Source organism: uncultured Campylobacter sp. (assembly GCF_938030815.1).
Classification (GTDB): domain Bacteria; phylum Campylobacterota; class Campylobacteria; order Campylobacterales; family Campylobacteraceae; genus Campylobacter_B.
This window is the reverse complement of sequence record NZ_CALHII010000037.1, coordinates 1-7,132: the sequence shown is the minus strand read 5'-3', so window position 1 is coordinate 7,132 and position 7,132 is coordinate 1. Positions and strand designations below refer to the sequence as shown.

The following is a 7,132-nucleotide window of genomic DNA, read 5'->3' as shown; positions in this document are numbered from 1 at the left end:
CTGAGAGGTGCCGAAATATACGCCCAAAAGCCCGCCCACGGCTAGCAGCGCGCCGCGTTCGTAGTCCACGTGGCCGTTGTACGAAAGGCTCAAAAGCGCGCTAAATGAGCCGAAAACGATGAAAAATAGCCCCATGCAGACCGCTCTTTTGATATCTACGCCCAAAAATCCGACCAATACGGGCGTCAGAAATACCGCGCCGCCCACGCCCATGCTAAGCGCGATCGCGCCGATAGCAAAGCCGATGAAAAATAGCACCGCGCCGTGGGGATCGGCGTTGCCGCCGCTTGCTACGTTCGTGCGAAAGAGCTTGAGAAAGGAGATGGCGAGCGTCAGCAAAAGACCGATCTCAAGCACGATTTCTGGGGAGTATTTTACTATGAAGCCCGATATGCTCGCGCCGCACAGCCCTCCGAGCCCCACCGCGATACCGCTATCTAGGCGGAGTCTGCCCGCGCGGTAGTTCAGATATGAGCCGAAAAGCGAGACGATGAACATCTGCATCACCGAGATGCCCGCGGCGGTCTTGACGTCGTATCCCAGAGCCATCATCACGGGCATTACGACCGTGCCGCCACCGATACCGAAAAAGCCCGATATGAAGCCCACGACGACGCCGACAAAGGGGAGTTCTAACATTTATAATCCTTGAAATTTGAAGCGAAGTTTATAGCTTTAAAATTTAAAGCTCGCTAAATTTGCGGAATTTTGGCTTTGAGAGCGGGATTTGCGGGATTTTGAGGCGAGGGATTTTGATCGCGGGATTTCGGTTTGAAATTTATGCCCCAAATTTTGGTTTGAAATTTTATCTGGAGTCGGCTTGGCTTGAAAGTTTGCAAGCGAGATTTTAGCTCAAAATTTCAGCGCACGATTTGCAAAATTTTAAAATTTACGGAATTTTAAGGTGTGGAATTTCGGCTTGAAATTTTATGCAAATTAGCCCGCCTGCGTTTGTTCGTATTGCGGCTTGGCAGCGGATTTTAAAATTCTGCACCCAGACTGCGGCTCAGCGTAAATTTGAGATAAAATTTTACGTTCAGATGGCAGCGCCGTATCTTTGCCGCGATTAAATTTTCGACAGGATTTTATCGCGGCGAAATTTCATACGGCAAAATTCCGCACGGTAAAATTTCAGTCAAAATTCTACGGCAAATTTTCCACGTTTTAAATTCTAAAAAATCGCTGCAAAACCAGCTCAAAATCGCCGCAAAGTCACAACAATATCGCCGTAAAATTTTATGCGGAGCGCGCAGACGCAAAGAACGCGAATTTTTTGCAAAATTTACGACGAAATTTCGCCGCCAAAAGCTCGTTTAAGGCAGCCAAAAGCCTGCTCAAAGACCAAAAAGCCGCCGCCGCAAAATCCTCACGATAAAATTTCGCCCGCAAATTTCTCCGGGTAAAATCGCTTTGGATGGGGCGGGATTTGAACTCACGGCAAATTTTCCGAGCTAAATTTACGCAAAAATTCGCGTTAAATCCGCAAACTTTATCGTAAATTTCTCCGAGCGGTTTTCGCGCCTTATGAAATTTCCAGCACGATCTCTTTTTTTAGCCCGATCTGTTTGATCTCGAGCACGGAAGCGCCGCCCAAGCGCAGCGCAAGCACCTCAGCCTCGCTGCAAGCGCAGGCCTGTGCGATTTCGCGTAACACCTTGCCGCGCCAAGCCTTGGCGTAGTGGCTCAGCACCTTGCCGCCTTTGATGAAACTAAAACTCAAATATTCGTGCTTCATCTCATAAAATTTTTCGTAAAATCCCGCGCGCAGATCCACGACGCATTCATCCGCCAGATACCGATCTAGCGCGGCGGAGAAGCTGTCGCGATAAAATTTTACCGCGTCTATACCGCCGAATCTCTCGCCTTGCTTGAGTTTGTAGTTCGGCAGCGCGTCGCCGCCCAGCACGGGGCCGAAAAGGTTTGAAAAAATTATCGTGTTTCGCTCCGCAAACTCCTGCGCGCCAGGGCTTAGCGACGCGTAGCCTAAAGCGCGATACGCGGTGCCGGTGTAGCGCAAAAGCGCCTTCGCGCAGCCTTTTTCAAAGATATTTTCGCGCAAAGAGGCATCCCATTTTTTCAGCCCGAAAAGCTTGCAAAGCTCCGCCTCGCTCGCTTTATCCACGAAATCTGCGTAGGCGCGCAGCATCTGCAGGCGCTTTTCGTAAAGATCTGCAAAGATGAAATTTCGCTCGCAAATGCGCGCGTCGCCGCCCAGCTCGCTTTTCATCTCGCTTGGGGAAAATAAAATTTTCATACGCTCTCCTTAAAATTTGCTCATTTTACTAAAATTTTGCTTGCATTCAAGCCCGCCCAGGCTCGCGCCACCCGCTCAAATTTAAGCTAAGCAGCGTATAATGGCGCTAAAAATTCCAAGGACGAAAATGCTTTTAGAAGAGCCGCTTTTTTACTACCGCGAAATTTTAAAGACGCATCCGCAAAGCTACCTCGCAGAGGACGACAGGCAGGTCATCATCGGCATCGATTGCGATTATTTCGACGGATTTAAGATGAGTTTTGAGGCTTTGAGGCTTAAATTTGATGAGGTAAAGGGCGCAAAAGAGGGCGCGAGCGAGTTTAAAAACGCGAGCTTTGCCGGGCTTTTCGGCGTTTTGGGCTACGACATCGTGCGCGCGTTCGAAAATATCGGCGCACCGAAGCAGGCGCTGTATGACTTCCCGCCGTTTTTTTACGCCGATGCCACAAACTACCTGCACTACGATAAAATCAGCAAAATTTACGATTTTTACGGCAAAGATGCCCAAATTTACGAAAACCTGCGCGGGCTTAGCCCGCAGGCTTCACAACAGGCCGCCGTCGAAACAGTAGCTGCGTCCCAGAGTGCTGCAAGAGCGGACGCCGCTATAAAAGGCGGATCGAAATCGCAAGCCGCGGCGAAGTCTGAGCCTAAGAAAAAAGAGCTTAAATTTAAAATTTTAACCGATCTAGGCGCCGAGGAGTCGCATTTTAGCGCGATGGTCGAAGCCGCAAAAGAAAAGATAAAAAGCGGCGACGTGTTTCAGGTCGTGCTGGGCGAAATTTTAGAAGTCGGTACGAATCTCGGCAGCTTGGAGTTTTACGAGCGACTCAAAAAGAACAATCCTAGCCCCTATATGTTTCACTTCCCGACGCCGTACGGCTGCGTCGCGGGCTCCAGCCCCGAGCTCATTATGGAGATCAAAAAGGACGAAATTTTCGTAGCTCCCATCGCGGGCACCCGCAGCAGAGGCGCGAATGCCGAAGCCGACGCAGCGCTCGAGCGCGAGCTTTTAAGCGACGAAAAGGAGCTTGCGGAGCATCGGATGCTGATAGATCTAGCTCGCAACGACATCGGCAAATTTGCCGAGCCCGCCTCGGTACGGGTGCAAAACGCGATGCGCGTCGTGCGCTACGAAAGCGTGATGCACATCGTAAGCGAGGTTTACGGCAGTAAGCCGCGCGGGGTAAGCGCGTTTGAGGTGCTTAGCACGATCTTTCCTGCGGGCACGCTAAGCGGTAGCCCGAAGATCCGCGCGATGCAGATCATAAACGAGCTGGAGCGCTACGAGCGCGGCATATACGGCGGCGGAATCGGGTTTTGGCGCTTTAACGGCGACGTGATGCAGGCGATCTTGATCCGCTCGGCGATCTTCGTAAATCGCGACGCGCAAAATTCCTGCTCGGACGAGAACTCTAAGCGAAATTCCAACTTAAATTTAAACTCTGCTTGCGGCGAGGGGAAGTCCGAAGCGACGGAGCTTTGCAGCGGTGAAAATCCTGAGACGACGGAGTTTTGCGGTGTCGCGACGCAAAAGGGCAGTGGCGAGTCGCAAAATTTAGCTCGCGCAGGCGGCGAGGCACTAAATTTAGAGAGCAAGCCGAGCTTTAGCCGCGCGATGCGGTTTGAGGTCGCTAAATTTAGCGCGGAGAATTTCGGCTACGAAGGGCTAAACAATCTCGTATTTATCGGCGCGGGCGCGGGTATAGTTTACGACAGCTCGCCAAAGAGCGAATACGCAGAGATCTGCAAAAAGCGCAAAAGCCCGCTCAAGGCGATCGAGGAGCTATGCGAGGAAGTTTAGACCCTTTAAATTTAGCTAGCCGGGCGCGCCGCTTTTCGGTGCGAGTTTGATTCGGCTAAATTTAAAGCGTATCGCTGCTAAGACGTTAAATTTAACGGCGAGCTTCATTCGGCGCCGCAAAGCCGAGATACATATCGGCTGCAAAGTAGCGTAACGTCGCAGCTGATGTAGTAATGCCGCAGCCGCGTGCTAAATTTTAAATTTAGCACGCAAGAGGCGCTAAAACGGCGCTAAATTTAGCCGCCGCAAAGCGGTTAAATTTAAACTATTTATAATTTTAAAGAGGCGTAAACGCCCTAAAAAGGATAAAATTTTGATTTTAATGATAGATAATTACGACAGCTTCGTTTTTAATATTTATCAATACATTTTGGAGCTCACGGGTGAGGAGGTGCGCTACTTCCGCAACGACGAGATAACGCTGCAGCAGGTGCGCGAGCTTGCCCCGTCGCACATAATCCTAAGCCCCGGACCAAATCACCCAAAAGACAGCGGCGTCTGCCTGGATATTTTGTGCGCGGATTTGGATGTGCCGATTTTGGGCGTGTGCCTTGGGCATCAGGCGATCGGATACGCGGCGGGTGCGGAGATAAAGCAGCTTGAGGTGCCGCTACACGGCAAGAGCTCGTCGATCGAAATTTACGCAGATGGCGTGCTTTTTAGCGGGCTGCCGCGTAAATTTGAAGTGATGCGCTACCACTCGCTTTATGTGGATGAAGCTACGCTGCCGCGCGAGTTTGAAATTTTAGCAAAGAGCGAAAACGACGGCATTATAATGGCGATGAAGCACCGAAGTAAGCCGGTTTTCGGCATTCAATTTCATCCCGAGAGCTTTTTTACCCAATACGGCAAAAAGATCATCGAAAATTTCATCAATTACGGCAAAAAGATAATTTTAAAGGAGAAACTCGTGGTAAATTTCGCCCCGTTTATGTTGAAGCTACAAAAGGGCTTCCCGTTAGACAGCGACGATTACGCGGTCATTTGCAAGGCGCTTTACGAGCAGGATTACGACATCGTGCAACTTGCTGGGCTGCTCGTGCTGATTAGCGAAAAATCGCTCTATCCAAGCAGTCTCACGGCGCTCGTGCGCAGTATCTTAAAATACTCGATAACCTACGACGATCCGAGCCCGATGTTTGACATCGTAGGCACCGGCGGCGATAGGCTAAAGACGATTAATATCTCTACGACCGTGGCCTTTATCGCGGCAAGCTTCGGCGTGCGCGTCGCCAAGCACGGCAACCGCGCGATTACTAGCAGATCGGGCAGCTCCGATGCGCTGGACGCTCTAGGCGTGCCGCTACTTAGCGATCTGGCGCAGATTAGAGCGCTGCTAGATCGCACGGGGCTGGCGTTTTTTCACGCGCCGTTTTTTCACAAGATCACCGCCGAGGTTAAAGAGGTTCGCAACCGCCTAAAAATCGGCACCGTCTTTAATATAATGGGGCCGCTTTTAAATCCAAATTTAAGCCTCAGCAATCAGATCGTGGGCAATTATCTGGAGGAAGTAAACGGGCTCATCGCCGAAACTCTGATGATTTTGGGGCGCAAGCACGCTTTGGTAGTGCACGGAATGGACGGTATGGACGAGATCAGCCTGTGCGATGAGACGCTAATCCACGAGGTCAAGGACGGCAAAATTTTAGAATACCGCGTAAATCCTGAGCAGTTCGGCTTTAAACGCGCATTTCACGGCGATATAGAGGGCGGCGACGGCGAGGCTAACGCCGAAACTTTAAAGCAAATTTTAAAAGGCGAGCTTGGCGGACCGAAATTTGACATCGTCGTGCTAAATGCGATGTTTGCGCTATACTGCGCGGATGTCGTGTCAAGCCCTGCGGAGGCTAAGCCACTCATTTTAGAGGCGATCGGATCGGGCAAAACATGGGAATTTTACGAAAACTACGTAGGGACGAGAGCTTAGATGGCTAGCGGCGAAAAGAGGGAGTTTTTAAGCGAGCAGCTCATCAGCTATCTGGGCAACAAGCGCTCGCTGCTAGCGCCGATAGAGCGGGCGATCCGCGAGATTAAGACGGAGCTTGGGCGGGACAAGATCAGCTTCGCAGACGTCTTTAGCGGCAGCGGCATCGTCGCACGCATGGCCAAAGCGCACTCAAACCTCGTGATCGCAAACGACCTGGAGGGCTACTCGCGCGCGATAAACTCCTGCTATCTTTCAAATTTCAGCGACGAGCTGTGGCGAGACTTGAGCGAGCTGCACGCTGAAATTTTAAGAAATTTTACGCCGCTTGAGAGTTTTTTTAGCGAGCTGTACGCGCCGAAGGACGACCGGGATATCAAGGCGGGCGAGCGCGCTTTTTACACGCGCCGAAACGCCCTGATTTTGGGCGGGCTTTGCGAGCAGATTAGCAAAATCCCGCAGCGGTTTCGCGATTTTTTTACAGCGCCGCTACTTAGCGAGGCGAGCATTCACTCAAACACGGGCGGCGTTTTTAAGGGCTTTTACAAGGACAAAGCGGGCGTGGGCAAGTTCGGCGGCAGCGGCGAAAACGCGCTAGCTCGCATAATGGGCGAGATTTCTTTGCGCCTGCCCGTGCTTTCAAATTTCGCCTGCGAAAGCGCGGTCTTCCAAGAGGATGCCGCGCGCTTTGCACAGAGCGCGCGCGAGCGCTTTTCGCAGCTTGACGTCGCGTATTTCGACCCGCCCTACAATCAGCACCCCTACGGCTCGAACTATTTTATGCTAAATTTGATCACGGATTTTATAAACGAGGGTAAGAGCCCAAATGTCGCCGAGCTTAGCAGGGTCTCTGGGATCCCCGCAGACTGGAACCGCTCGGCATATAATAAAAAATCAAACGCTGCGGAGGAATTTTTTGCGCTGCTGGCGGAATTTCCGGCGAAATTTTTAATAATCTCTTTTAATTCCGAGGGCTTTATCTCGAAGGCGGAATTTTTAAAAAACCTCGCGCACATCGGCTCCGTGCGCACGATAGAGATCCGCTATCCGACCTACCGCGCGAGCAGAAATTTAAGCGCGCGCGAGCTTTACGTGACGGAATTTTTATATGTCGTACAGAAGTAAGATTAAAATTTGCGGCATCAAAAGC

The 7,132-nt window shown here is 51.1% G+C and carries 5 protein-coding genes; 3 read left to right on the top strand and 2 right to left on the bottom strand.

What is annotated here, in order from left to right:
* Both Q0277_RS01025 and yaaA read right to left on the bottom strand, forming a co-directional pair.
* Nucleotides 1–639, bottom strand: a 639-nt coding sequence (locus Q0277_RS01025; RefSeq protein WP_297994642.1) for a sulfite exporter TauE/SafE family protein, incomplete at its 3' end; no start/stop codon positions are given.
* 883 nt (nt 640–1,522) lie between these two features.
* Complete coding sequence (yaaA, locus tag Q0277_RS01020) at nt 1,523–2,254, bottom strand: peroxide stress protein YaaA (protein WP_297994639.1); 732 nt, start codon at nt 2,252–2,254, stop codon at nt 1,523–1,525.
* A 127-nt stretch (nt 2,255–2,381) separates the two neighbouring features.
* Here yaaA and Q0277_RS01015 point away from each other — a divergent pair, with 127 nt between their 5' ends.
* From Q0277_RS01015 to Q0277_RS01005, 3 genes are all read left to right on the top strand, one after another.
* A complete protein-coding gene (locus Q0277_RS01015; RefSeq protein ID WP_297994636.1) occupies nt 2,382–4,058 on the top strand; it encodes an anthranilate synthase component I family protein in 1,677 nt (558 codons plus the stop codon).
* Between the two features lie 313 nt (nt 4,059–4,371).
* A complete protein-coding gene (gene trpD / locus Q0277_RS01010; protein ID WP_297994633.1) occupies nt 4,372–5,985 on the top strand; it encodes an anthranilate phosphoribosyltransferase in 1,614 nt (537 codons plus the stop codon).
* The gene (locus Q0277_RS01005) at nt 5,986–7,107 is read left to right on the top strand and encodes a DNA adenine methylase (RefSeq protein ID WP_297994630.1); all 1,122 of its coding nucleotides are present in this window, start codon (nt 5,986–5,988) and stop codon (nt 7,105–7,107) included.
* The last annotated feature ends 25 nt before the right edge of the window (nt 7,108–7,132 follow it).